Source organism: Polystyrenella longa (genome assembly GCF_007750395.1).
GTDB lineage: Bacteria > Planctomycetota > Planctomycetia > Planctomycetales > Planctomycetaceae > Polystyrenella > Polystyrenella longa.
Genome location: NZ_CP036281.1, coordinates 971,567 through 995,534, shown reverse-complemented (window position 1 = coordinate 995,534; position 23,968 = coordinate 971,567). Strand labels below are relative to the sequence as shown.

The following is a 23,968-nucleotide window of genomic DNA, read 5'->3' as shown; positions in this document are numbered from 1 at the left end:
TCTGTACGGACGCAACTTTACTTGGGACATTAATCCTTAATGGGTTATCGACCTCGCCCGACGACGGAATGAAACAAAATCCTCAATGCGCGAAGTTTTTTTGAGAAACGGACTTCAACTCACCATGAAACAGCGTCTACAAATAACCCCACCAAACCTATTCTACCTATCCTTACTTGTCCCATTACTTTTCGCACCACAGACTGCATCCGCTCAGGAATGGGTGGGGGAACCCTGGGTCCGGCATACGATCGATAACAGTTCCCAGGGAGCCGATGGAATCCGGTTGATGGATGTTAATCTGGATGGTTTACAGGACATTGCAACGGGTTGGGAAGAAGGGGGAGAAATTCACGTCTGCCTCAATCCAGGGCGGGACGATGTGAAGTCCCCCTGGCCAATGATCAACGTGGGGAAGGTCTCGTCACCGGAGGACGCCGTCTTCTGTGACTTCAATAACGACCGTCGCGTCGATGTTGTCAGTTGTTGCGAAGGGGACACCCGCACGATCTACATGCACCTCGCCCCCCCTCTGCGAACCGGATACGAAAACAGCAAACTCTGGACAACCGAACCTCTGGTCGCTTCCGTTCGCAAACAACGCTGGATGTACTGTCTGCCCATGCATGTCGACCACGAGAACGGCGTCGACCTCGTCGCCGGTGGAAAAGGCCCCAATGCCTCGGTCGGTTGGTTTGAAGCTCCGCGACGCACACTTCGAAAGGGAGACTGGGTCTGGCATCCCATCTCTCCCGTCGGTTGGTTGATGTCTCTGCATTCACTCGACATGGACGTCGACGGCGACTTGGATATCGTCCTCAGCGACCGCCGCGGTGTCACCGGCAATCAGGAACTTGGTCCGAACGAGAACAGAGCCGAAGACCGGACAGATGCCCGTGCCGTTCGCCTGCGAGGTGTTCGCTGGTTGGAAAATCCAGGGAACCGTCGCGATCAGGTCGAACAATGGAAATCGCACCCCATCGGTGGAGAGCGCGACGAAGTGATGTTCATGCAACCGACCGACTTCGATTCCAACGGCGTCTGGGACTTTTTTGTGGCGACGCGTGCACAGGAAATTCTATTCCTGCGCGGCAAACCCGGGTCACCCGTTACCTACGATACGATTCGAATCCCGATCCCCCCCACCGCCGGTACCGCCAAAGCGGTACAACTGGCCGATATCAATCTCGACCGGCAACTTGATCTGGTCGTCTCCTGCGAGAACGCCGAAAACAAAATGGGGCTCTTCTGGATGAGCATCAACCTGAACCGAGAGGGAACCGTCGGCCAGCTTACCCCCTACAACGTGAGCGGCATGGAAGAAGGAATCAAATACGACCTCGTCGAAGCAATCGACCTCGATCAGGACGGCGACTTCGACCTGCTCACCTGCGAAGAACGCGACAACCTCGGCGTAATCTGGTACGAAAACCCACTGAAGTGATTCGGGTTGGAACCACAGATGGACACGAACACTCAATTCGCCCCGTCCACCAACAGATCAATCGGAACGGTTAACTCATAGTTAAAGGCATTCTCAGTCTCGATGTCGTATCGAAATACGGAGACTGTGAATGATTGGTCGGATTCAATTTTAAGATTAAAATCCGTTCTGGCCAACCAGAAACGCCTCTGTTCGGTATCGAGATAATGCTGTTCCTGCTCGTACCATTGCGGATATGGTTCTTTATGCTTGGAATCTGGAACAGGAATTTGCTGTTTCTTTACTCCCTGTGCATTATAGAAATACCAGTTGGAAGCAAAAAATGATTTAACCAACCATATCAATTCCCCATTTTCTGCTTGGGCATCCAGGATATTTGCTTTCCACATCCCTTTCAGTTTATAGATCGATGTAGTCTGACTTCGAATATCAAAGAGATGAGCGATCGACTGTTGGCTCATATCACGGCCTTTTTCCGTGGGCACTATTACGAGATAGGAAAGATCATCCGTAACAAATATTTTTTCACGAGCTGTTTTCGTAATCACCTTCCGGAACTTGTCGACTTCCTCCCCCATGTCGAGTAGTTTCTGGTCTTTGAAGTCAGGAACGGAATAGACTTTGAGGCCCCCTTCCCATACCAACAGATGCCGACGATCCTGCGACAAACTGCAGGTCTTTATTGTACCGGGCAAGGTGACTCTTTTATCGTCCGCAATATCGCACAATTGAATCTGGTCACCAATCAGCAGAACCTGGTTTTCACTGCCAAACGCTCTGATTGAGATTGGGTCAATCCCGGTTATTTTTCCAAAGAGATCCTTGGAACCCGCTTCCTGATACGATCCGATGTATGAGATAACCGGTTTTCCATATTCAGCTTCGTCAGAAAGCGGCCACGTCACCAACCAGGTTTTTCCAGAGCCAGAAATCAGTTCGGCACTTGAAGACTTCAATGATCGAAATCCATCCTCTGCCAAAGAGCGTTCATATATATGTTTTGACGAAAAACGGATGACTATTTGCACGCTTTCTTCGGTGCAATGAAGGTCGATGACAGCGTAACCCTCTTGTACGTAATCCCGACTCTGAAAAGCATCGAAGACCTTCCACCCCACGATCCCAACCAATAGCAATATCGACACCCAAAAGATTTTACTGAGAAACATGATTTGACCACCTGACACACAGATCGACACACGAACCACCGAACGTGTTGACATTTTAACACATATTCTAATTTTGGATAGTAGATACTTTCATTAGTCTATTCCAACTCTCCATCGGAAGATTCCCCGTCACTCCGACGATGTGATCTGTGGTTCCCCCCTCTTCGATTCTCCCCTGCAGTTACTGGACCCCGGTGAAGATTGCATTTATGATCAGGTTCCTGGCGATGCGCCACCTTCATTCGCTCCTTTGTGCTCTCACCCCAAATAGATTCCTGATATGTCTACTTCCAAAGTTGCGCTTGTTACGGGAATTACGGGTCAGGATGGAGCGTATCTCGCTGAGTTGCTCCTGGGCAAAGGATACGCCGTGCATGGAGTGCAGCGGCGGGCATCTTCGTCGAATACGGACCGGATCGATGCCCTGCTGAAGGAGTATCCGGATCAGTTCCAGTTGCATTATGGCGACCTTACGGACTCGTCGAACATGATGCGGATTGTTCAGGAAACGCAACCTGATGAAGTCTACAACCTGGCCGCACAAAGCCATGTGCAGGTCAGTTTTGAAACCGCCGAATACACGGCAAACACCGACGCCCTTGGTCCGTTGCGACTGCTCGAAGCGATTCGCATTCTCGGGCTGACCGAAAAGACCCGGTTCTACCAGGCTTCTACTTCGGAGCTATTCGGTAGTTCGCCTCCTCCGCAAAGTGAGACAACTCCCTTTCAGCCACAAAGCCCCTATGCCGCCGCAAAGCTGTATGCCTATTGGATTACGGTCAACTATCGCGAAGCATACGGTATGCATGCGTCCAACGGGATTCTGTTCAATCATGAAAGCCCGCTGCGGGGTGAGAACTTTGTCACACGTAAGATCAGTCGGGCAGTCGCCGCTATCGAAGCGGGAAAACAGGACACACTCTTTCTGGGAAACATGGACGCCAAACGAGACTGGGGACATGCCCGCGACTATGTTGAAGGAATGTGGCGAATGCTGCAATTGGACGAGCCCCAGGACTTCGTTCTGGCAACCGGTGTCGCTCGTTCCGTTCGCGAATTTGTCGAGGCCGCCTTCCGTGAAATTGATGTGGAAATCACCTGGCAGGGCAAAGGGGAGCAGGAAACCGGCATCGATGCGAAGACAGGAAAAACATTGGTAGCCGTCGATCCCCGGTTCTATCGACCAGCGGAAGTGCATCACTTATTAGGCGACCCGTCCCGCGCGTTTCAGGTTTTAGACTGGAAACATCACACGAATTTTGATCAATTGGTTACAGAGATGGTCGCCGCCGATCGACAGGCCCTGCAGGAGGGATCGGGAAAGACGGACTCTTAATCCCATCAGATTCTTGCGTCTTACTTAATTCAATCGACTGAGTTCAAGGCTCTGAATATAAGACACAGATTCCAAGACACCGATCAATATCTCCATATAAAGGACTGGGAGTCATGTCGGAACATTCTTCCCTGGCGTTCGCATCGCAGACGGAGCTTGCTTTTCCCCTGACCGGTCGCAAGATCTGGGTTGCCGGGCATACGGGACTCGTCGGTTCCGCGATTTGCCGACATTTGCAACAGGAAGATTGCAAACTGCTCACCGCTTCGCGCGCTGAACTCGATCTGTTACGTCAGGCAAAAACCGAAGCCTGGGTCGCCGAGCATCAACCCGATGTGATCATCATCGCCGCCGCCAAAGTCGGCGGCATCTGGGCGAACGATCATTACCCGGCCGAGTTCATCTATCAGAACCTGACAATCGAGACCAACATCATCGAAGCGGCCCGTAAGGCGGGTGTCGCCAAGTTGCTGCTGCTGGGCTCTTCCTGCATTTACCCGCGCGAGGCAGAGCAGCCCATTCAGGAATCAGCCCTGCTCTCTCGACCGCTGGAACCGACGAATCAATGGTACGCCATCGCTAAGATCGCCGGAATCAAATTGTGTCAGGCGTACCGCAAGCAATACGGTCTCGACATGATCACCGCCATGCCGACCAACCTGTACGGCCCGGGGGATCGCTACGATGAAAAAGCGGGGCATGTCATTCCCGCGTTGATCCAGAAGATGCACATCGCCAAAACCGAGCGGGCACCCGAAGTCCCCATCTGGGGAACGGGCAATGTCCGGCGGGAATTCCTGTATGTCGACGACTGTGCGCGAGCACTGATTCATCTCGTCAAACATTATTCCGCTGCCGAACCGGTCAACGTCGGTTCGGGAATCGACATCACCATTCGCGAACTGGCCGAGACAGTCCAGTCGGTTGTCGGTTACGAAGGCCAACTGAAATTCGACCCCACCATGCTCGAGGGCACCCCTCGCAAACTTCTCGACGTAAGCAAGCTGACCAATCTGGGTTGGCAACCCACAACCCCACTCGAAGCCGGTCTCCCCATCGCCTACGACTGGTACCGCCAACACGAATGCTCAGTAGAGTCTTTATCTGCGTAGGACATGAAGATTTTTAGGTTGAATGGACTATTTCAGGGCAATATAATCCGAGTGATTATGTAAGTCCGCTTAGATTCTCTCTGGTCTGGATCCCCCAATGTCGCGAAAGTTTGTTCCCAAACCAAAAGAACGTCGTAAGGTGACGATCCCTCAGGAACTGCACGATTCCCTGAGAGAAGTTTTCGAACTGATCGAAGAGGCGAAGAACGACCCTGACAGCCTCCTCGACTACGATGATGCCATTCAAACAGAAGCGGTTTGCGGTGGCCGCCGCCGCGGTGAGGAACGACGCCCCTATGTCTTCACCTTTTATCCTGAAGGACAACATAAACGCGGTAATTGGTATCTGTCACTTGATGAAACTGAAATTGAGGATATTGGTGACGGCCACATGACGGAAATCTTAATGTACTGTTGCACGTCACCAGAGTGTGATCGTAAGTTCCGCGAGGAGAACGATAGTTGTATCGACTGCGATTATGTAAACGAGGAGTAGAAAAGGAAACTAAAGACCCGGGTAGAGTCACTGTAGAAAACAGGCGATACATTAGGAGTTCGTAAGCCAGTCGGTTGATAGAACAACCCTCCGCGAAGAGAAGGAGATCAGAGGAATAGAAGGTCGATGTAGGCGTTCTGTTTTCCAGATCTATATATCGTAAACTACATTTGGCCGATGCTGCGACTGGCATCGACAACACGTCTCTCCCACAGAACCGTTGTCCGCGTAGTTCCATACTGGTTGAGAATAAGAAATGTCGCCTTAATTTCGAACCCACAGACATCAGTTCCCTGAATGAGCCGAAACGCTCGTTGTGTAAACCACAAACTACTTGTCAGGATGAATTAATGCTGGACAGTTTCTCACCATGGCCGGAAGAAGCCTATACGATTTGGTTAGAGGGATGCCATGCATCACAAATAGCAGAAACCGCTTACGAGCGGACTTGTCGCACTGATTATTCGGAACCCGGTTTCTGTCTCATTCAACTCGACAGAAGTTACGATTCTCGTACTCTTCGACAATTCATGCTGCAGTTGAAAGACGCGATGTCCCAATTGCATCTATCAAAACGGGGAGAACAGCTACGATACCTTTCCGCAACTCGCTTTGATCAACAGAACACGACGAAACCTCACGTCGACGGCGGGCCGGAGGAATGCTTCCTGATGCTTGGCTATGAACCAACAAGCATCAAATCGCAGATGCAGTTGATTGATTATACTCGATGCGCATTCGAGCGCGACCTGACTCCAAACGACTTGCTTCACCAGTTCAACCCAATGTATGCCAATGGAGCGGAAATACTTGCTCCCTACACAACGAAAGTGTCCAGCTTTGCGGAGGACAAAAATCAGGTTTTCTGTATCAATAATTCGACTGCGACTTTTTCAAGTTCACGCCCTGCCTGGCAAGGCCTCCTGCATTCGGCAACGATCAATGAACCTGATTTATCTCAGCGTAGAGTAATCAACTCGACATTGATCGGTTCTTTCCCAATTAATACCGACCAGGGATTATCCAACGAGAAACTTTCGAACTTCCTGCAGAGTGATTCACTCGCCGAATATTGAGCTTCCGCGCAAAAAAACAGCCTCCGGTGTCTCCAACGGAGGCTGTTTTCTTGGTAAGTCAATCTGTAGCAGTTCGTTTTGCTGCGGCGATACGATGCCCGAGGGAACCCCTCGCAAACTTCTCGACGTGAGCAAGCTGACCAATCTGGGTTGGCAACCCACAACCCCACTCGAAGCCGGTCTCCCCATCGCCTACGACTGGTACCGCCAACACGAATGCTCAGTAGAATCGTTGTCTGCGTAGGGGCAGAGCGCGGAGTTCAAATCTTGTCATGTCGACGGGCTGTTTTTGTTTGCGCGTTCAACGCTCAATTCATCAATACGAGACGACCTTAACCATGGTGATAAGGGGCATGGCGAGATCTTTGGGAAACGCGCTGGCAGCGGAATCAAGCTTCCCCCTCGCAACAGGCCACTTAAGGCAACTCACACCAAGCCCTTTCAAATTACTGACCTCGAGTGACCTTAGATTATCACCGTTCAACATGTTCTGTATTTCATTTATCGATAGGAGCCTGTCTCCACTCAGTGGACACTCACGTGGCAATGGTTGACAGGGTGGTTGGATTTTCAAGTCAAGTTATTGCGATCTCCTCCAAGGCACCGTATATTCAAGATGGTGGATATCAGTAACATCGCTTCATATCGTTACTCCAACGACACCGTCACGATTCTCTTTAATGGAAACCCAAAGTCGGACAAGTTCCACCCGATTATTGACGGATGCAGCGACGTTGTCCGCTGGTATCTTCCGGGTTGGCAAATCACTGAGGGCAACTGGATGCCACTTGAACCTCATCCTCTTCAGTCTATCTCCCTACTGACCATAGGAGTTGACATCCCAATCTACTTAAAATTAATAGCCCCCAATTAGCGAACCAATAACCAGCGAGAGTCGAAGACATGAATCTGGCTTTTCCCCTCCATTTCGGAATCACAAGAGCAACCTTGCTCACCTCGATGGCCTTTACTCTCGGATTATTATCTACCTTACTGGCAGACGATCAGCTTGGCTCTGAACTCCGAAGTTCTGCCTCCAATGTGAGCCTGCATGCCGAGAAGTCACTCGGCAATGTCATCCGCACCGACGAACGGTACGGTCACGATCCGCTCTTCCAGGGTCCTCGGGGATGGGTCTACTGGAATTTTCTGGAACGACCTAAGCCAATTCAAAACCCTAATTTGTGGCCGGACATGCAATCGACCTATTTCATTGGCCGACTCTCCATGCCAGCAGGTAGTACTCTATATCTTCGTGGTCAATTTCCGTACGCTCGCTTTTTCCAGTTCGCGCTTTATAAATTTGAGCGGGAGACGTTCGTAGCGATTGGTGAATCCTTTCGCGGTCCTGATATAGAACCTGATCCAGGTTCTATTAATCCATTTCGTGTTGGTGCCGATCGTTTATCTCCCCGACGCGATTACACTCTCCGCATAGTCGCCGAACCGACTCCCCTCAACCCATCAGCGCGAGAGAAGAATACACTTTATGTAGGCCGAGAGGGCGCCGTGCTTCAAGCAGTAATCCGGATTTATCTTGCCAACCAGCATAAGGACGGGGCAGGCTGGGGCCCAGCCGAAGAACCCTACGCAAATACCGGCCTGCCCAGTTATGAAGCAACACTGGCTGATGGCACCAAACTCACTGCAGAGGATGTCGTGCGACAGTTTGGTAAGCCGTTCTCCGAAGCAACCAAACAACCAATGAGCACTGACGAGTGGGTGTCTTTGGTGAACAATAACAATAATGATCCAACCCTGACACCACAAACGGCGCCCGCTCGTAATCCGAACCGCTGGGAAAAGTACTGGACCAACGCCTATACACTGGTAGGTGCTTTCAAGTCGCCGGCAGAACGCTCGAAGATTACTTTTGAAGGTGCCATGGAGGGAGGAGGCGAGGGGCCTTATCTTTTAACTTTTCTGTCGCGAAAATTCGGCCCGGTCTATGTCTTGAAGGGAAAGATGCCCACATTTCCTGATACCTTTTCTGAAAAGGATGGGCAAGCCCATTTCACAATGCCGGAAACTCAGACGCAATACTGGTCTTTGGTAAGCTGCGAATCAGTTCCCAGTGGGCAAGTCGTCGATGGAATCTCCGACTTCCAGGTTCCGCTAGATGCAGATCGAAACTATACAATTGTCGTCAGTCGCCCCGAAGATCGGCCCCGAAACGCGACTGTTGAGAACGGTGTCGCCTGGCTGGAATGGAGTTCCCGCGGAGAAGGGCTTGAAGATGACAGGAACCGGCCAGACTTCGGCATGCTGATCATGCGAATCATGGCCAACAATCCCACGTGGAATGAACGCCCTGACAAAATTACCAAACCCGGGACCGGCGAAGAAGTGATGGGACCGTACTTTCCCAGAGGCTACTACACCAATAAAGCGGAATTTGAGAAAACTGGAGCCCAGTGACCATGAATAAAACAAAACAACGAATCACGATTAAAATCGTTTTAAGTGCGATCATAGTATTAATTATTCTGGACCCCAGTTTGGCTCAGGAACAGACCACTAAAAATGCTGCTTCGGCGATTCCAGCTGTCACGATGATGACCGGGCAAGGAAAAACGATGACGCTCACCCTGCAGACGCTACCCGAGTCGCGCGGGTATCAGTACTGTGAGCTCGTATTCAATTACAGCGACAAAGGGTCCGACATCTACAGCACGTCACCTTTGGCGAAGGCAGACCTGGAATGGTGGGAGAACCTTGATACGACAGCGCTGGCGAAGGAGTTTGGTGCCAAATCAGTCTACAAGAACGGGCCGCAGTGGTGGTCGATGGATGAAGTCGGCGTGATGGCGTCCCAACCCGTGCAGGTCGCAAAGATCAACATGGTCTTCGGCGCACATCTCCCTCCCGGCACTTTAAAGATTGCGAAATATACCGTCTTCAATCCGGCTAAGTTTCAGAACCTTACTTGGAAGGCTGGCAAACCCGTTTATCAACTCGTGGACACGGACGGTCATGTTTATATTCTGCAAGGCCACAAAGTGCCTCAACCACAGCTCGAAAATCTGGGAGAGCGTTTTAAGGAGCTACCAGCGGGTTGGAGATATCGAGTGCGAATCTTGGAGAAAGATTTGGTCATGAACTTGACTCCCAATGCACCAATCCCCTCGGTACAAGATGAGTTTGACCAGATCTATATTCGTAGTTCGGAATAGCCCTTAGCGGAATTTGTACCAATCAAAACTCAACGTCTCGCAACTCCTACCGCTACAGGAACACCCCTGTCGAGCAAGTGAGGTTTCTATAATCATAAACGACACTCGTCAGTCAAATAAGAGTTGCTATTAAAGGGTGTGAACGCTCACGGCAAACGCCCTTGTTAAGTCGCCAATTGATTCCAAGAAAAGATCAACCCCTGTACTGTCATCCCGAAGTAGAACTTAAACGGCTCGTCTCGATAGCTCGTGACGAGTCATTTTTTGTTTAATAGCAGCGATCAGCGATCTCAGTGAGAGTGTGGTACGGCTTTTCAACAGTTGCCAGAGTGCATGACATTGAGTTCCAATTCCGGCACCAAGTTCACCTTAGGTAAAAGGCAATTAATGACTTTGAGTTGGACAAAGCCTAAAATGTATCGGCGTGTTAGTACCAACACTCTTTACTCCATTCACTTGTGTGAGTCCATTGGGCCAAAATGGCTAATTTTTCGTCAGAGGATCACTGTCTGAGAGTTTATTATTAAAATCGCGGTTCTCACTTTGGCCTGGACACTTCATGCATCAGATTCTTCGCTTCGAAAAACAAATTCTCGCAGCCTGCGAAAAGCATCTCAGGGACGTGCTCGACCTTTTGAGCTGCAAAATCGAATGCCACGTCATTCTGGTGGGAGTAGACGCCGGCTCCATGTCCGTGTTGGCAGAAGACGGATATGCTGCGAATTTTGAAATCGAAAAACACTTCTCGCATCCACAGCAGTTCCCACTGCATCCATCCGATGATCTTGAAGAAGTCGAATGGTACCGAGGTTATCAGGCTTATGACATGCAATGCGGGGAGTGGTGGGGAGAGATCCAAGACGCGGTCAAGCATGCGATTAATGGGCAGGGACTGCTGAGCTCCGTCTCGCCGACGGTGGAGGTGAATGGTAAAGTGGTCGCGCTGGTGGCCATCTTTAGTGAGACCGATCTCATGAAGTATCCCACAGTCACGATGGACGTATTCACCAATCATGGTAGGTGGCCATCGCTGCAGTTCGGAGTGATTGAGGCTGTACTTAACCAGTTCGCTGAGGAATTGGATAAGCGAAATCCTGGCAGAGAGAAAGGCTACGAACCGCTCGATTCTCAACAAACGCTTCGAGTGGCTGGTGATTTTTTTATGCGAATGCATAGTCGTTCCGGAAATCTCGTACCGGGCCTGGACATCCATTATCGTGGCGCATTGAAGTTGTTCGACGCATGCAACATCATCGCCTCATTCCCCTACGAGAAGCGGGAAGGATTGGGAGGGATGATTATTGCCGATCCCGCTCACCCGGCGATCGATACTGTACTCAAATATAAGCTCCCAATGTTGCTCAATCACCACCGACGTGTTCGAAAGATGCTTGAGATGTGCAGCGGTGGCTTGTCGATTTTGTGTGATTCGCGATATGCATGGGGACTCGGTAGGTTCGACAAGACAAAATACGATCCATCAAAAATGGAAATTTGCACGGTCGAATTTAAAGGACATCACCATTGGCAGATGTCACATCTAGGTACGACGCTCATGGACGTACGATATGGTAACCCGGGCCTTCCTCAACCTCCAGTAAAATTGGATATTGTTCGGTCTGCTCTCGCCAAGCAGTTTGGAGTCGTATCTAACTCAGATATCCTTTGCGAAATCGTAAAAATTGCAGCCCAATCTCATCATGGGGCTGTCGTAGTCATCTCAAAAAACGCGGCAAACGAATGCGAGCGAATTGCGGGGATGTTCGGAATTCGTCCTTTTGATTTTGATGAGAACGCCCTTTGCGGAGCAATGTCAATCGATGGAGCAATCATGGTGGACCCGCAAGGAGTCTGTCATGGGGTAGGTTTAATTCTCGACGGTAACTTAGCACCGAACGAAGATCCGTCCCGGGGAGCGAGGTTCAATTCGGTCACGCGTTACATCAACACTCATCCAGATTGTGTGATCGTGGTCGTCTCAGAAGATGGAATGGTTAATGTATTTCCGGACCAGGAGACTAATGATGTCTACCAAGTGGGATCAACCACTGATTGACTGTCGCGCACAATAGACACCTTAATTTCTACAAAATCGTTCTCAGTCCGTTCGCGTCCCAATCCCAAGTGACTTTCAAGTTCACGCTCTAATTCAAAGTGACGTGCAAATCACGGTCACTATACAGAAAAATTCGGCGCATAAAAAAAACAGCCTCCGGTGTTTCCAGCGGAGGCTGTTTTCTTTGTGGGTCAATCTGCAGCGGTTCGTTTTGCTGCGGCGATTTATTCGTCCGAGACGAAGGCGAGCAGACCGATGAATCGGGCTCGCATGACGGCTTTGCGGACGGCTCGCTGGTAGACGGGGCTGGTGCCGGTACGGCGACGCGGCAGAATGCGGCCTTCGCGGTCAACCAGGGTCCGCAAGGTTTTGAGGTCCTTGTAGTCCACATAGACGGGACGTGGAATGACACCACTGGGACAGAACCGGCATTTCATCTTCTTCTTGAGCTTGGCTCGTTTCCGCCGCATTTTGCGGACTTCGGCACGATTAATCGCCATCAATTTTCCTTTTACTACGTTGTCCGAACGATCTCTCTGGCCCCGTTTTTCACAGGGTCGAACCGTTCGGCGCGGTCGGAGGACCGCCTGGACCAGTAGTGCTCCCCATGGAGCATTATCTGTAAGTTGAATTCATACAATGATTTACGAACAAAACTCACCCTATATCGAGGGCGCGTATTGATTCGAAGAGGGCCAGTGTAACAATTCGAAGCTCATTTTCAAGCGATAGGAGGTCTGCGAATTACCTCGTCTCCACGCTTGGCCTATAATACAGTGAAACCGACAACACATTAACTCGATAACTTCGTCCAGTTTATTTAGTAAGTTCTGAGTCCGAAGATTGGTAATCTGGTCAGGTTTCCCCTACCTCCCCACCCAGTTTGTGGTTATAATTCTGGTCCTTGAGGGAATATCTGAGCGACTCCCCAGGGAGAGAACCTCTCCTGAACGTGCTAGCCTTGAGCCAATTGTCATCAAGATAACGCAGGAGTCGGTTCGATACCGATATAAAGATCGGCATCCAGATAAAGTTCCCCCATTTTCTACGGCGATTACCGTATTCAAAGCGTTCCATCGTAAACAACTACGCTTTGAACGTGACTTTTAAAAGTATACCGAGGAGTGAAATCCATTATGACTGCTGTGACCATTACTGAAAAAGCTGCTTCTGAAATCAAGCGAGTCATGTCTGAACAGCAAATGCCCGAAACAACCAGTGTTCGCATCGGTGTGAGTGGTGGTGGCTGTAGCGGAATGCAGTACACCTTCGGATTCGATGAAAATCCCGACGCCGCCGCAGATGAAGTCTCGGCACAACATGGTGTGAACGTTGCCGTGAACAAGCAATTCTCACTGCACCTTGATGGCACCGTCGTTGATTTCAAAGACGAACTGCACCAACGCGGTTTCGTCTTCAACAACCCGAATGCCGTCCGCTCTTGCGGATGTGGAAGCAGCTTCTCCAGCTAGTTTCCTGTGACGACCAAATACAAAACAGCCTCCGGAAGTGAATCATTTCCAGAGGCTGTTTTTGTTTGCGACGTACGTTCAATTGGAACCGTAACTGGCGTCCAGACGATTGGCCATTTCCTCGGACATCACTACTCTTCAAACATCACTGTTCCGAAGGAACTGGGAGTCACCTCTTGCCCGGTGGGTAATGCCCAGCCCTGCACCGCAACCGAAGGAACAATGCGTTGCAGACAGACGGCCCAGCGCTGGCCCGGTTCGGGCGCGTGGGGGCAAAGCTCTTCCATGGGAATAGCTCCTTCCAATCGCCAGTGTGTTTCGTCCTGCACGACGGCCAGATAAAGCTGCGGATCCCAACGGCTATCACCTACACAGGATTCACTGATCTGGCCGCGTTGATCAAATGTGAATTCATACGCGCTGTGGTAGTCCGCATCGAGGTCGATCACCATCTGCAACCGATCAAACCCAGCCGCCGCTTCGTCATGTTGCCGGCCCGCTGTTATCGTCTCGGCGTAAGGTATGTCGAGTTTCGGGAAGGAACCGGCGACGTACAGGAACTTGTCGTCGTGTGCGAGAAACAGAATTGGTCGATTGTCTGTCCCGGTTGGCTGGGAACGTTCTGAAGAGAGGCGGATTTCTCCCGCTTTTTCCCAGCAGGGATCGGACAGCAGGCCATCCAGGTGGGGTGGGGTTTTGGTTTTCTTACTGGCAACGGAGGGACGTGAGTTAGCCCCAATCAGTTGGAAGAGTGCCACGGGGTCGTTGGCTTCCGCCGAGGCGAACTGCCGACGATCGGCCGGCTCCAGTTCTCGAATTAAACCGGCCAGAGGAAATTGGATCGCAGGCGTATGGAATTGGTATTCGTCGGCTGTCTGAAAATATTCGGCCAGTTGGACCGCTTGTGTTCGCCACAGTTTCACCCGTGCGTTTCGCCAGTCCTTTTGTGGTCCGACTTTGAAATCACCTTCCCGTTGAGTCTGTTCGAATGGATCCTGTTCCCCTTTCAAGAGAAGTGGAGGAGCATCGGCGCTCCGCTGTCCACGAAGAGCTTCCGCCTGTCGAATGAGGTCCCCTTGGGCCTGACGGTTTAATCGGCCTGTTTCCTGCTGAACCACCGATTCTCGGGAACGGATCCAGGCAAGTTCCGTGCTCGACCAGATGTGGTAGAGCCGAGTAACCGCATGCGATGTGATCGATTCGTGGGGATAAAGATTGATCAATTCGACCAGGACCAACTCTTCCAGTTCAGCGTAACCTTGTTCACGATACTGTCTGGCAAGCTGCGCCAGGTGCTCGGATGCCTGACGAGGGGTGAATCCGCGCAAGCTCTGATGCAATTCCGAGAGCATTTGTCCGGAATGCCCCTGTTCATCGAGAGAATATTCACTGATCGCCGTCAGATGCTTGCGTCGCTGAGCCAGCTTCTTCGCTTTCTCCAGTGCTTCTTCATTCAAGGGTTCAAGTTGCCGCCGAGCAGCCCCACCGGGAGCGAGGACAATCCCGCCAAAGAAACTACTCGATGGCTGGCGAATATTAGGATCCGTGGGCGGAACGAATTGATAATGAACAGGACTAATCGAGTCGAGATTGCCCCGACCGGTCTGATGTAAACCACTTGCCGCGAACTCAATGATTGTCTGAGATTTACGAGCCAGTAAATCATACGGATCGACTTCCACATCGCCAACTCGCCCATCGGCCGCCTGATAAAAGACTCGTTTGACTTGCCAGGGTTTCAATCCCAAGAGTTCTTGCTGCTTGAGAAAACGTGTCGGATCGGCTGCGGCGGCAATCGCTTCATGGAAGGCCTGCTGGAATAGTTTGTTGATTTCGTTTTTGGTATCCGCTTGCGGCAAGACAAGTACTTCCGGTCGCCATGTCCGGAGTTGACAGACGAATGCCTCCAGCATCACCGGACCGAGGTTACCGTCCGACCAGCGGTTCAGTTCTTCAATCAATCCCATCCGGTCATATTCCAGATCGGGACTGACTAATGGAAACTGCCAGGCAGTGACGGAGTGAGAACCATGAACGGCCAGCACGGAGGAGTTCGAAAGAAGGGGTCCGGAAGCGCTACCTCGATAATGTGATTGGGGAACATCATCTCGAACAGGCAGATAGACGAACGAACGATACCCCTGCTCCGCCGATTGTTGGGCCAGAAGTGGGACGTCGATATTCTCGCGATCAATGGCAACCTGCATCAGGGCCACATGCCGGTCGCCCCCTTTCACATTGCGCCAGGTTCGTCCTCCATCCTGTGTCAGGAGAATGGTGCCCAGGGCACCGACGGCGCATCCGTGTGAGTCCGAGTTGAACGTGATCTTTTCAATGGGGACAGTTTGTCCCGTGTATTGTGGTTCCCAGGTTTGTCCTTCATCGGGCGAATGCCAGATCACTGAACCGGGCGAACCGGCAACCCAGACATGCGAACCTGCTTGAGTGACGGATTGAAAATCCTGCATCAGCGCCAGGGGGTCGGGTAGTTTACTGGGAGGTTCTGACCAGCTGGTTCCCTGATTCTTTGAATAAAAAAGGCTGCCCCCTTCCCCGGCAATCCAACAGGCTCCACTCCGGGAATAATGAACATCCCGCAGCGCACGCAAGTCGAATTGACTGAAAGTAACGGGGGAGAACTGGTCGGGTGTGGCTTGGGCAATCTGTCCGAGTGCTCCGGTTACCACTCCTTCCTGGATATTGGCAAAGTGACCAGCAAGCCAGTTTTTGTCCGACTCACCCGGACGGGCAATCCATGTTTGCCCACCATCACTGGTGACCATCACACCGCTGGGGTATTGAGGAGAGGCTTCGCCAATGGCGACACCGTTTTCCAGATCAAAGAATTGAACCGAGTTGAGCGGCGGAAGTTGATTCTGGGGTAGACGGTTCCAGGTAGCTCCACCATCGCGCGTATGCAGGATGAGACCCCATCCTTCCTGACCGTAGGGATGAACGCCGCGAGCAGCAATCCATCCCACCTTGCGAGTGAGAAAACAAACGTCGGTCAAACTGAAAGCGAACCCAGTCGGTTGCCACTTCCAGCTTTCTCCCCCGTCTGTTGTTTTCCAGATCGCCCCCTGATCCCCTACGGCGAAACCGACTTCGGCGTCGATCAGACAGACATCCCGAAAATGGGCATCTTCCTGAATGGGAATGACGGCGGCGCCCGGAGTCAGCGGTTGGGCATCCTCGTTCTGCGGCAGCAGCGCGGGTTCGTCTGCGCGACTGGTCGAGCAGGTCGTCCCTGCGCAAAAACATCCCAGAGTGAGCAAGCAAACAAGCAAAATGATCGGTCGATAAGTCATAACGATTCCCTTCGAGACTTTCTATTCTCCCACAGTTTAGGCAATTTGTGCTGTTCTGTTGAGACCACTTCGCTCTGAGAGCAAGTAAGTTGCCCTCATTTCAAGAGTTGTGACGGCCCTGGTCAGTACCCCTTCCTCTCCAGATTGACTACGATGACAGGGACGGAACTCGCTTTGTGTTTACTTCCCCGCTGGGACAGTTCATGAATTACGGAAATCTCTTCTGGCTCGCCTGCCTGGTGATCGGTCACACGCAGTTGTGGGTCGCATTAATGAACAGGCTGCACGCCCTGCCGCTGGGGCATAAAACCCTGCGACGCTACCGCATTCTGCACGATGTTGCCATTCCGCTGGTGCCCCTGTGGATGCTGTACGGGCTGGGGCTGACCGGCCCGCAACTTCTGTGGAACGACCATTGGCGGTCGCTGTCACCCGGCTGGATTCTCTTTTGCGCTCTCTGTGCCTTAGGATTCCTCGGTTTCGTCTTTTCCGTCACTCGGCATTATCTGGAACGTCTTACCCCCAAACTGCTCAAGCTTGATTCCACTGTGCAGGACATCGCAAAAAAGCTGGGACAAAAACCAATTGGCGCCGGCCCCTACCAGAGCCTCGCCTGGCTGCCCTTCAATGAGCAATTCCAGATTGAATTGAATACTAAAAAACTGTTGATCCCTGAACTTCCTCAAGAACTCGACCAACTTTCAATCTTGCACATCTCGGACACGCACATGTGCGGTACGGTAGCACAGGAATACTTCGAAGAAGTCTGCCGGCTATCGCAGGAGCTCAACCCGGACGTCGTCATTTTTACGGGAGACCTGCTCGACCAGATGGAGGCCCTCAGCTGGTTTGACTCGACACTCAACCAACTATCCGCTCCCCTTGGTCGTTATTTCATTCTTGGCAACCATGACGATGAACTCGACGAGCAGACGATCCGCAGCACCATGCAAAACGCCGGTTGGATCGATCTCGGTGGTCACACGCTGATCACTCAATGGCGAGATTGCGATGTGGAACTGGGTGGAAGCGAAGTCCCCTGGATGAACGGGCACCCCGACTGGCCTACAGAGAAACGAGATCCGAAAACGCTCCGTATTTTCCTGACGCACACCCCCGATTATTACCAGTGGGGCGTCAAGCACTCCGCCGACCTGGTGCTCGCTGGTCACAATCATGGTGGTCAAATCCGAATCCCGCTGATTGGTCCCGTCTATTCCCCATCTAAAACAGGGACGCGTTACGCGGCGGGCACCTTTTCCTCCGGCAAGACAGTCATGCATGTCTCCCGAGGAGTTTCGGGCCAACACCCCCTACGCTTCCACTGCAAACCGGAAGTGACCAAGCTGATGTTGTGTGCACAAACGGTGAATGATCAGAGAGGAAGCGAATAAGATGAACTCGACTCCCGAACCCTCCCGGAAACAACTCAAACACACCGCTCTGTATGGCGTTCCCATTTTATGCATTTTTCTGCTGATTCCTGCAATCTTCTCTGAATGGTGGAATGACGAAGTTGCCCCTTGGCTGTGGGGGTTACTCGGGTTCTGGGTGGTATTGATCGTCTGCTTCAAGACTTGGAAACGACAACAGCGACTGCACGAGAAGGCAGAGGAGTGATTGGGATTTCTATTGATCTATTCTGTGATCAATGCGAAACTGGTGCTATCTCAACTGCACTTTTTCCTTCTGGAGAATTCTCGCATGGCTCTGTCATCCAACCGGTCTAATGCTATTGGTGCTGTCGTCATCGGAACAATGTTTCTGGGCCTCGCTGTGGCGATGCCGACCTGGGGGCAAGATAAATCACCGCAGCAGCAAGAACAGGATTTGAAAAAACGAGTTCAGAAATTAGAAGCACGCGTGGCAGAGCTGGAGAAGTTAATCACTTCTCGAGCGATCCCAGTGCAAGCCCCTGTCCAGGGCCCGGTGCAATTGGCGCCACCGAATTCGCAGCAACGAGAAATTAATGGATTGACCTTTTACCACCTCTTGACGGAGGATGGCATTTCCAATCCGGCCAGTGTTCCTATTCAGCTTGCTCCAGTTTCTCCTGCAGAAAACGAATAGCCGTTTTTATGCGAACGACCTTGAATGCCAGAAACTGCAACCCGATCGTTCCCAGAACTAGGAGGGTTAAGATACCGCCGTCCGGTTTGGTATCAGCCAGCTGCAACAGTCCCCATACGATTAGCAGCAGGGAGAAAAACGTGCCTGCCGCCAGCAGCCCCACTCGTAGATAGAGTCGTCGATAGTTCAGCTGCCGATGTTGGGTGCGACGGAGCATGTCCTCGATCTCAGGATCGGCAGATTGCAAGTAGCGAAAGTTCAAGAAGGCTGAAACGAAGACATAGTGGCAGGCCACCACTAGCGCGTAGCCGAACAACCGACCGGGCGTGTATTTCGTTTCCGCTCCGTTCCAAATATATGCCACGCTGAAGAGCATCCACAAAACGGCGATTGTGATGTGCCAGGCAAAAAAGAGATGCCGGTGAAATGGAAGCTGGCGGTTGCTGGACATAGTCGCCTTACTTCTTTCCCAGCGCCCGCTGTTGCGCAAAAAAGTCCTGTAACAGGAACCGGCATTCTTCCTGCAGCACTCCACCGAGAACGCTCGCTCGATGATTGAGCCGGCTGTCGTCGGTGATCTGGTAGAGCGTGTGACAGGCGCCTCCTTTGGGATCGGTGGCACCATAGACGATCGTGGGGATCCGGGATTGCACCAGCGCTCCCGCACACATCGGACAAGGTTCGAGCGTGACATAGAGAGTGCAGTCAAGCAGACGCCATGAACCAAGCGTCTCCGCTGCCTGGGTGATGGCAATCATCTCGGCGTGGGCCGTGGGGTCCTGCAAAGTCTCCCGCATATTGTGCCCTTCTCCGACGACTTGTTCGTTGTACACAATCACGGCGCCAACCGGAACTTCTTTTTGTTCGAAGGCCATGCGTGCCTGATTGAGGGCCAACTGCATCCAGCGGTCGTGGGGTTGTAATAAATTGGGCGTCGATTCAAGCAACGAATGGGTTCCTGATTTCAAGTTCGAGATATCGTGACGGAGGTGCGGACAGATCGACTACGCGTCCCTTTGAGTTTACGTCGTCTGCAGAGTATTATCGAGATCTAAAACTCCTGAGGAAACGGTCTCGCCGCGTGTTTCCCATATCTTATCCTGATCGGCCCCCTTCATGAAACGCCTGCCCCTCTTCTGCAAAGGTGACCTCGACGGTTTTTTCGGTCTGTTCATCGACAACCTGGTGCAGTTGATTCTGATCTTCTCGCTGCTTGGCCTGTGTGGAATCACCCCAGATTCCGAATTACTGACCCACGCCATTCTTCCCGGAATCGCAATGAGTTTGCTGGTGGGGAATTTGTTCTATGCGTGGCAGGCGTGGCGACTGGCAAAGCAAACTGGCCGAGATGATGTCACTGCATTACCGTATGGAATCAATACTCCGTCGGTGATTATCTACGTGCTGTTTGTCATGAAGCCCGTTTACGACAGTACGCTGGATGCCGACCTGGCCTGGAAGATGGGGCTGGTTGCCTGTTTGGGAAGTGGCATCATCGAATTCTTTGGAAGCTTCGTCGGTTCAAAAATCCGCAAGACCACCCCTCGTGCTGCGCTTCTGTCGACATTGGCCGGTATTGCAATTGGATTCATTGCGATGACCTTTGCTCTCCAGATTTATCAACGCCCTCTCGTCGCCATGCTCCCACTGGGAATCATCATGCTGGGTTACTTCAGCCATTATCGATTTCCATTCGGTCTGCCGGCGGGATTACTGGCGGTCTTAATCGGAACTATCACCGCGTGGGTCCTCCCCAATGTATTACCTACTGCTCTCGCAGGACCAGCGATGGATTCGGGGGCGATTTCAAACTCGATTGAGAAAGTCGGCTTTTATCTGCCTCAGTTTTACGGACAGGAGATTTGGGAATTACTATCGAAAAACAATAACTGGGTCGGTTACCTTTCTGTCATCGTCCCGATGGGCTTGTTCAATGTTCTGGGAAGCATGCAGAATGTTGAATCGGCCGAAGCGGCGGGCGACAGTTATTCGACGGGTTCATCAATGGCCGTGAATGGACTCGGCAGTATCGTCGGTGCCTGTTTCGGTAGTTGTTTTCCCACGACAATTTACATCGGTCATCCGGGTTGGAAAGCGCTGGGAGCCCGGGCAGGTTATTCGGTCCTGAATGGAATCGTCTTCACTGTGATCTGCCTGACTGGCGTGGCAAGCCTTATTCAAAACATCATACCGCTTGAAGCGGGAATTGCGATTGTGCTGTGGATCGGCATCATTATTACGGCTCAGGCATTTCAGGCCACTCCTCTGGAAGACGCCCCCGCCGTTGCCATGGGCCTGTTTCCAGCGATAGCCGCCTGGGGCGCGACCGCTGTCATGGGAACATTCTTTGCTCTTAGTTTTACGGGAGAAGGCGTCGCCACCATGCAGGAGGTTCTGGAACAGAACCGGGACTTCGATGTGAACGGGTTCCTTTTGAACGGCTTGCTCGTCATGGAACGAGGATATATTTTCACATGCATGATTCTCTCGGCGATGGCCGCCTGCCTGATCAAACGCCAGTTCGGGGCCGCTACCATATGGAGCACACTGGCAGCGTTGTTAACAGGGATCGGTTTGATTCACACATATCAACTGAGTGGGAACATCATCGACTATCTGTTGATTCATCAAACCCCGCCTGAGGGTATTTATGTTTTTCGCGGGTATGGAATCCTGATTGGGTACGTGTCGCTGGCTGTCTTGTTTGGCGTGATCTGGTTCTTTGAGAGAAATCGTATTGAAGAGGAAGCAGAAGCAAATTAATTCAGCTTACCCGCTTACGAATCGTAGTGAACTATTCTCAACGATAGAGCATTCCCCGCTTTGTGTGACACCCTTGGGGAGTGTTTATTGAAACACTGATACAAGTTGAAAACTGGCTCACACATCAATGAGCGGAGCGGCACCCTGGTCGAGAAGTCCCTGGGCGAGTTGGCGACCGAGTTGCTCGGCATCGGTCATAGAGGCTGTCGCTTTACCGTATAAGCGTTGTTTGCCGTCGGTGCTGAGGACAACTCCTTCGAGCATCAGTTGGCCCGAGTCTTCGGCAAGGTGACTGTTAGTTCCGACTGGCGCGTGGCAACCTGCTTTCAGTTCATTGAGCAACGCCCGTTCGGCGGTTGCGGCGGCTGAGGTATAGGGTTCGTTGAGCGCGGCAAGATAATCGCGAGTCGCCTGATCGCTGGTGCGACATTCCAGTCCCAACGCCCCTTGTCCGACAGCGGCCAGCATCAGTGGCGGACCAAGTTTGAGGGAGATGCGGTTTTCCAGTTTGAGTCGTTTCAAACCGGCGGCAGCCAGGACGATGGCATCGTATTCACCTTCGTCCAGTTTACGAAGACGAGTTTCAACGTTACCGCGAATCGAACTGACCTGAAAATCAGGACGATAATGCAGCAATTGCGCCTGACGCCGCATGGAACCAGTGCCGATTCGCGCCCCTTCGGGAAGCGAATCCAGATCGGCTTGTTGATCGGAGTCTGCAGGTAAGACAAGGACGTCAGCAACTTCTTCGCGAGCGGGAATTGCGGCAAGGAACAATTCGTCGGTTGCCGACTGGGTGGGAAGATCTTTCAGACTGTGAACGGCGACATCGGCCCGGTTATCGAGCAAAGCATGTTGAACTTCCCGCGTGAAGACTCCCTGCCCTCCCATGTTGGCCAGGGGTTCTGTCTGATCGCGGTCGCCAATGGTACTGATATGGACAATTTCAACATTCAGATCGGGATGAGCAGCGCGAAGTAGTGCGGCGACATGCTCGGCCTGCCAAAGCGCGAGTTGACTGGCGCGAGTGGCGATGCGAATAGTGGAGGCAGTCACAGTGTCGATGGTCCTGAGCAAAAGAGAGCAAGGCTATTCGGGAGAGGTAGGATCGGCCGGTTTGTCCTGAGGTGATTCAGCCTCTGGATTTGGGGGCGTTTCCTCATCCCCTGATTGTATCAGGTTCGGTTGAGGAACGGCATCGGAGTCGACCGGGGTGGTTTGGCTCGCGGGAGGAGGCGAAATGGTTATGTGATGGCTGGTGTTCGTAAATCGTCGGTTCATTTCGCGCTGGAGCGCCTCGGGGGTTACTTTTTGAGTTTCGGGAACCAGCACGCCACAGGAAATACAGAACTGAAATGCCTGATCGATGCTGATATTCAAATCGACCAGCGTACTGCGAGGGACCATCATGGTGTAACCAGTCACCGGCATCGGAGAACTGGGGACAAGAACACTTACCATCGGTTCACTGGTTGCGGCAGTCACTTTAAGCATCCCTTCGCCCGTGACGAGCGCGATCGACCAGATCCCCTTACGTGGGTATTCAATCGCCACGACCCGGCTGTATTCCACAGATCGTTCCGTGAAGAGAAAGTCGGTGATCTGTTTAACGGAGGAGTAGACGTTGCTGATGATCGGAACCCGTCCCAAGATGGATGTTTCGACTTTGCGTACCGCCCAGTTTCCAAGTTGAGCCGTAACGAGACGCCCAAGGAAGTAGAGCGCCACAACCAGTAAAACCACCATCACGAAAGTTAGGTTTGCCCACCCACCGAAGTATTGGTCTGCCACGACGAGTGCATAAATCCCGGACGTCGTTACGGGCATGTCCCGCAGAGGAACCGTCTGCGCAGCGAGTTGATAATCGGTATAGGGAACAGCCCATTCCCGCTTGCCAACAGGAACAAAAATCGCTTTTTGCCAGTTCTCTCGACCAAAGATCGCATTCAGTTGAGTCTGGTAAATTTGCGGACGCAAGTTCAATGCGTTTTTGGAGTCAGGCAGAGTTTTATGAAACCATTCATTCAATCTCTTGGCGGCATCGGCTTCCCATAGATAATTATCTCCGCAGTAGTCAATTTCAGGTTGGCCGGTCACCATCAGCAGGTTATCGGTCTTGACGGAATTGTCGACGAACTGAGCCAGCGACCACTGCACAGCGTAGCTAGTTGGCTGGATGATGTAAGTGTTAATCCCATTCAAGACCCAGATCAGAATGACAATCGTCAGGATGGACGGGAGACTGATCGCCAAGCCGCGCAGCAGAAACTGAACAGCCGGTTCTTTGCGAATCGACCATTTTTTCTTCTCTTCGGGCTCTTCAGGAGAAGTATCCGAATCGGTTTCCGACATGAGTTTAGGTATCCCGGGGATGAATTCCCCACAGTTTGAAACAATACAGCTTGAAACAACAGGGTTTGAAACAACACTGAGCGCGGTTGTTAAGTTGAGTAATACTGAGGCATTATAGAATCAAGTTATACAGAATATAGA

21 protein-coding genes are annotated in these 23,968 nt (G+C 51.8%); 14 read left to right on the top strand and 7 right to left on the bottom strand.

The window, feature by feature from the left end:
- Positions 1-124 precede the first annotated feature (124 nt).
- Positions 125-1,444: an FG-GAP repeat domain-containing protein gene (locus Pla110_RS03775; protein ID WP_197440484.1), complete on the top strand. Its 1,320-nt coding sequence runs from the start codon at positions 125-127 to the stop codon at positions 1,442-1,444.
- Positions 1,445-1,476: 32 nt separating this feature from the next.
- Here the strand turns inward: Pla110_RS03775 and Pla110_RS03770 are convergent, their stop codons facing one another.
- Positions 1,477-2,613, bottom strand: coding sequence for a hypothetical protein (locus Pla110_RS03770; RefSeq protein WP_144993405.1), 1,137 nt, complete (start codon positions 2,611-2,613; stop codon positions 1,477-1,479).
- A gap of 280 nt (positions 2,614-2,893) precedes the next feature.
- Between Pla110_RS03770 and gmd the strand changes: the two genes are divergently transcribed.
- The 8 genes from gmd (at position 2,894) to Pla110_RS03730 (ending at position 11,862) form a co-directional block, all read left to right on the top strand.
- On the top strand, positions 2,894-3,949 hold the full coding sequence (gene gmd, locus Pla110_RS03765) for a GDP-mannose 4,6-dehydratase (protein ID WP_144993404.1): 1,056 nt from the start codon (positions 2,894-2,896) through the stop codon (positions 3,947-3,949).
- A gap of 113 nt (positions 3,950-4,062) precedes the next feature.
- The gene (locus Pla110_RS03760) at positions 4,063-5,061 is read left to right on the top strand and encodes a GDP-L-fucose synthase family protein (RefSeq protein ID WP_231742903.1); all 999 of its coding nucleotides are present in this window, start codon (positions 4,063-4,065) and stop codon (positions 5,059-5,061) included.
- 97 nt (positions 5,062-5,158) lie between these two features.
- Positions 5,159-5,557, top strand: coding sequence for a hypothetical protein (locus tag Pla110_RS03755; RefSeq protein WP_144993403.1), 399 nt, complete (start codon positions 5,159-5,161; stop codon positions 5,555-5,557).
- 350 nt (positions 5,558-5,907) lie between these two features.
- Entirely contained in the window at positions 5,908-6,633 is a 726-nt protein-coding gene (locus Pla110_RS03750; protein WP_144993402.1) for a hypothetical protein, read from the top strand.
- Entirely contained in the window at positions 6,611-6,877 is a 267-nt protein-coding gene (locus Pla110_RS03745; RefSeq protein WP_144993401.1) for a hypothetical protein, read from the top strand. The genes Pla110_RS03750 and Pla110_RS03745 overlap by 23 nt, the downstream gene beginning before the upstream one ends.
- Before the next feature lie 659 nt (positions 6,878-7,536).
- The gene (locus Pla110_RS03740) at positions 7,537-9,051 is read left to right on the top strand and encodes a hypothetical protein (protein WP_144993400.1); all 1,515 of its coding nucleotides are present in this window, start codon (positions 7,537-7,539) and stop codon (positions 9,049-9,051) included.
- A gap of 2 nt (positions 9,052-9,053) precedes the next feature.
- Positions 9,054-9,806: a hypothetical protein gene (locus Pla110_RS03735; RefSeq protein ID WP_144993399.1), complete on the top strand. Its 753-nt coding sequence runs from the start codon at positions 9,054-9,056 to the stop codon at positions 9,804-9,806.
- Positions 9,807-10,365: 559 nt separating this feature from the next.
- Positions 10,366-11,862: a diadenylate cyclase gene (locus Pla110_RS03730; RefSeq protein ID WP_144993398.1), complete on the top strand. Its 1,497-nt coding sequence runs from the start codon at positions 10,366-10,368 to the stop codon at positions 11,860-11,862.
- A 224-nt stretch (positions 11,863-12,086) separates the two neighbouring features.
- Here Pla110_RS03730 and rpsR read toward each other — a convergent pair whose 3' ends face one another.
- Entirely contained in the window at positions 12,087-12,362 is a 276-nt protein-coding gene (rpsR, locus tag Pla110_RS03725; protein WP_144993397.1) for a 30S ribosomal protein S18, read from the bottom strand.
- A 636-nt stretch (positions 12,363-12,998) separates the two neighbouring features.
- On the opposite strand from rpsR, the gene Pla110_RS03720 reads away from it, so the two are divergent.
- Positions 12,999-13,334, top strand: coding sequence for a HesB/IscA family protein (locus Pla110_RS03720; protein WP_144993396.1), 336 nt, complete (start codon positions 12,999-13,001; stop codon positions 13,332-13,334).
- Positions 13,335-13,465: 131 nt separating this feature from the next.
- Here the strand turns inward: Pla110_RS03720 and Pla110_RS03715 are convergent, their stop codons facing one another.
- Positions 13,466-16,642 carry a YCF48-related protein gene (locus Pla110_RS03715; RefSeq protein ID WP_144993395.1) on the bottom strand — a complete coding sequence of 1,059 codons (3,177 nt, stop codon included), beginning with the start codon at positions 16,640-16,642 and terminating at the stop codon, positions 13,466-13,468.
- A gap of 176 nt (positions 16,643-16,818) precedes the next feature.
- Here Pla110_RS03715 and Pla110_RS03710 point away from each other — a divergent pair, with 176 nt between their 5' ends.
- The 3 genes from Pla110_RS03710 (at position 16,819) to Pla110_RS03700 (ending at position 18,712) form a co-directional block, all read left to right on the top strand.
- Positions 16,819-18,036, top strand: coding sequence for a metallophosphoesterase (locus Pla110_RS03710; protein WP_144993394.1), 1,218 nt, complete (start codon positions 16,819-16,821; stop codon positions 18,034-18,036).
- 1 nt (position 18,037) lies between these two features.
- Positions 18,038-18,262: a hypothetical protein gene (locus Pla110_RS03705; protein WP_144993393.1), complete on the top strand. Its 225-nt coding sequence runs from the start codon at positions 18,038-18,040 to the stop codon at positions 18,260-18,262.
- Between the two features lie 84 nt (positions 18,263-18,346).
- Entirely contained in the window at positions 18,347-18,712 is a 366-nt protein-coding gene (locus Pla110_RS03700) for a hypothetical protein (RefSeq protein ID WP_144993392.1), read from the top strand.
- Here Pla110_RS03700 and Pla110_RS03695 read toward each other — a convergent pair.
- Together Pla110_RS03695 and tadA are read right to left on the bottom strand one after the other, a co-directional pair.
- Entirely contained in the window at positions 18,672-19,163 is a 492-nt protein-coding gene (locus Pla110_RS03695; protein ID WP_144993391.1) for a hypothetical protein, read from the bottom strand. The genes Pla110_RS03700 and Pla110_RS03695 overlap by 41 nt on opposite strands.
- 7 nt (positions 19,164-19,170) lie before the next feature.
- Positions 19,171-19,659, bottom strand: a complete 489-nt coding sequence (gene tadA, locus Pla110_RS03690; RefSeq protein WP_144993389.1) for a tRNA adenosine(34) deaminase TadA — start codon at positions 19,657-19,659, stop codon at positions 19,171-19,173.
- Between the two features lie 169 nt (positions 19,660-19,828).
- On the opposite strand from tadA, the gene Pla110_RS03685 reads away from it, so the two are divergent.
- Positions 19,829-21,475: an NCS2 family permease gene (locus tag Pla110_RS03685; protein WP_144993387.1), complete on the top strand. Its 1,647-nt coding sequence runs from the start codon at positions 19,829-19,831 to the stop codon at positions 21,473-21,475.
- Between the two features lie 117 nt (positions 21,476-21,592).
- Here the strand turns inward: Pla110_RS03685 and hemC are convergent, their stop codons facing one another.
- Both hemC and Pla110_RS03675 read right to left on the bottom strand, forming a co-directional pair.
- On the bottom strand, positions 21,593-22,531 hold the full coding sequence (hemC, locus tag Pla110_RS03680; protein WP_144993385.1) for a hydroxymethylbilane synthase: 939 nt from the start codon (positions 22,529-22,531) through the stop codon (positions 21,593-21,595).
- A 33-nt stretch (positions 22,532-22,564) separates the two neighbouring features.
- Positions 22,565-23,827, bottom strand: coding sequence for a DUF502 domain-containing protein (locus Pla110_RS03675; RefSeq protein WP_144993383.1), 1,263 nt, complete (start codon positions 23,825-23,827; stop codon positions 22,565-22,567).
- Positions 23,828-23,968 lie beyond the last annotated feature (141 nt).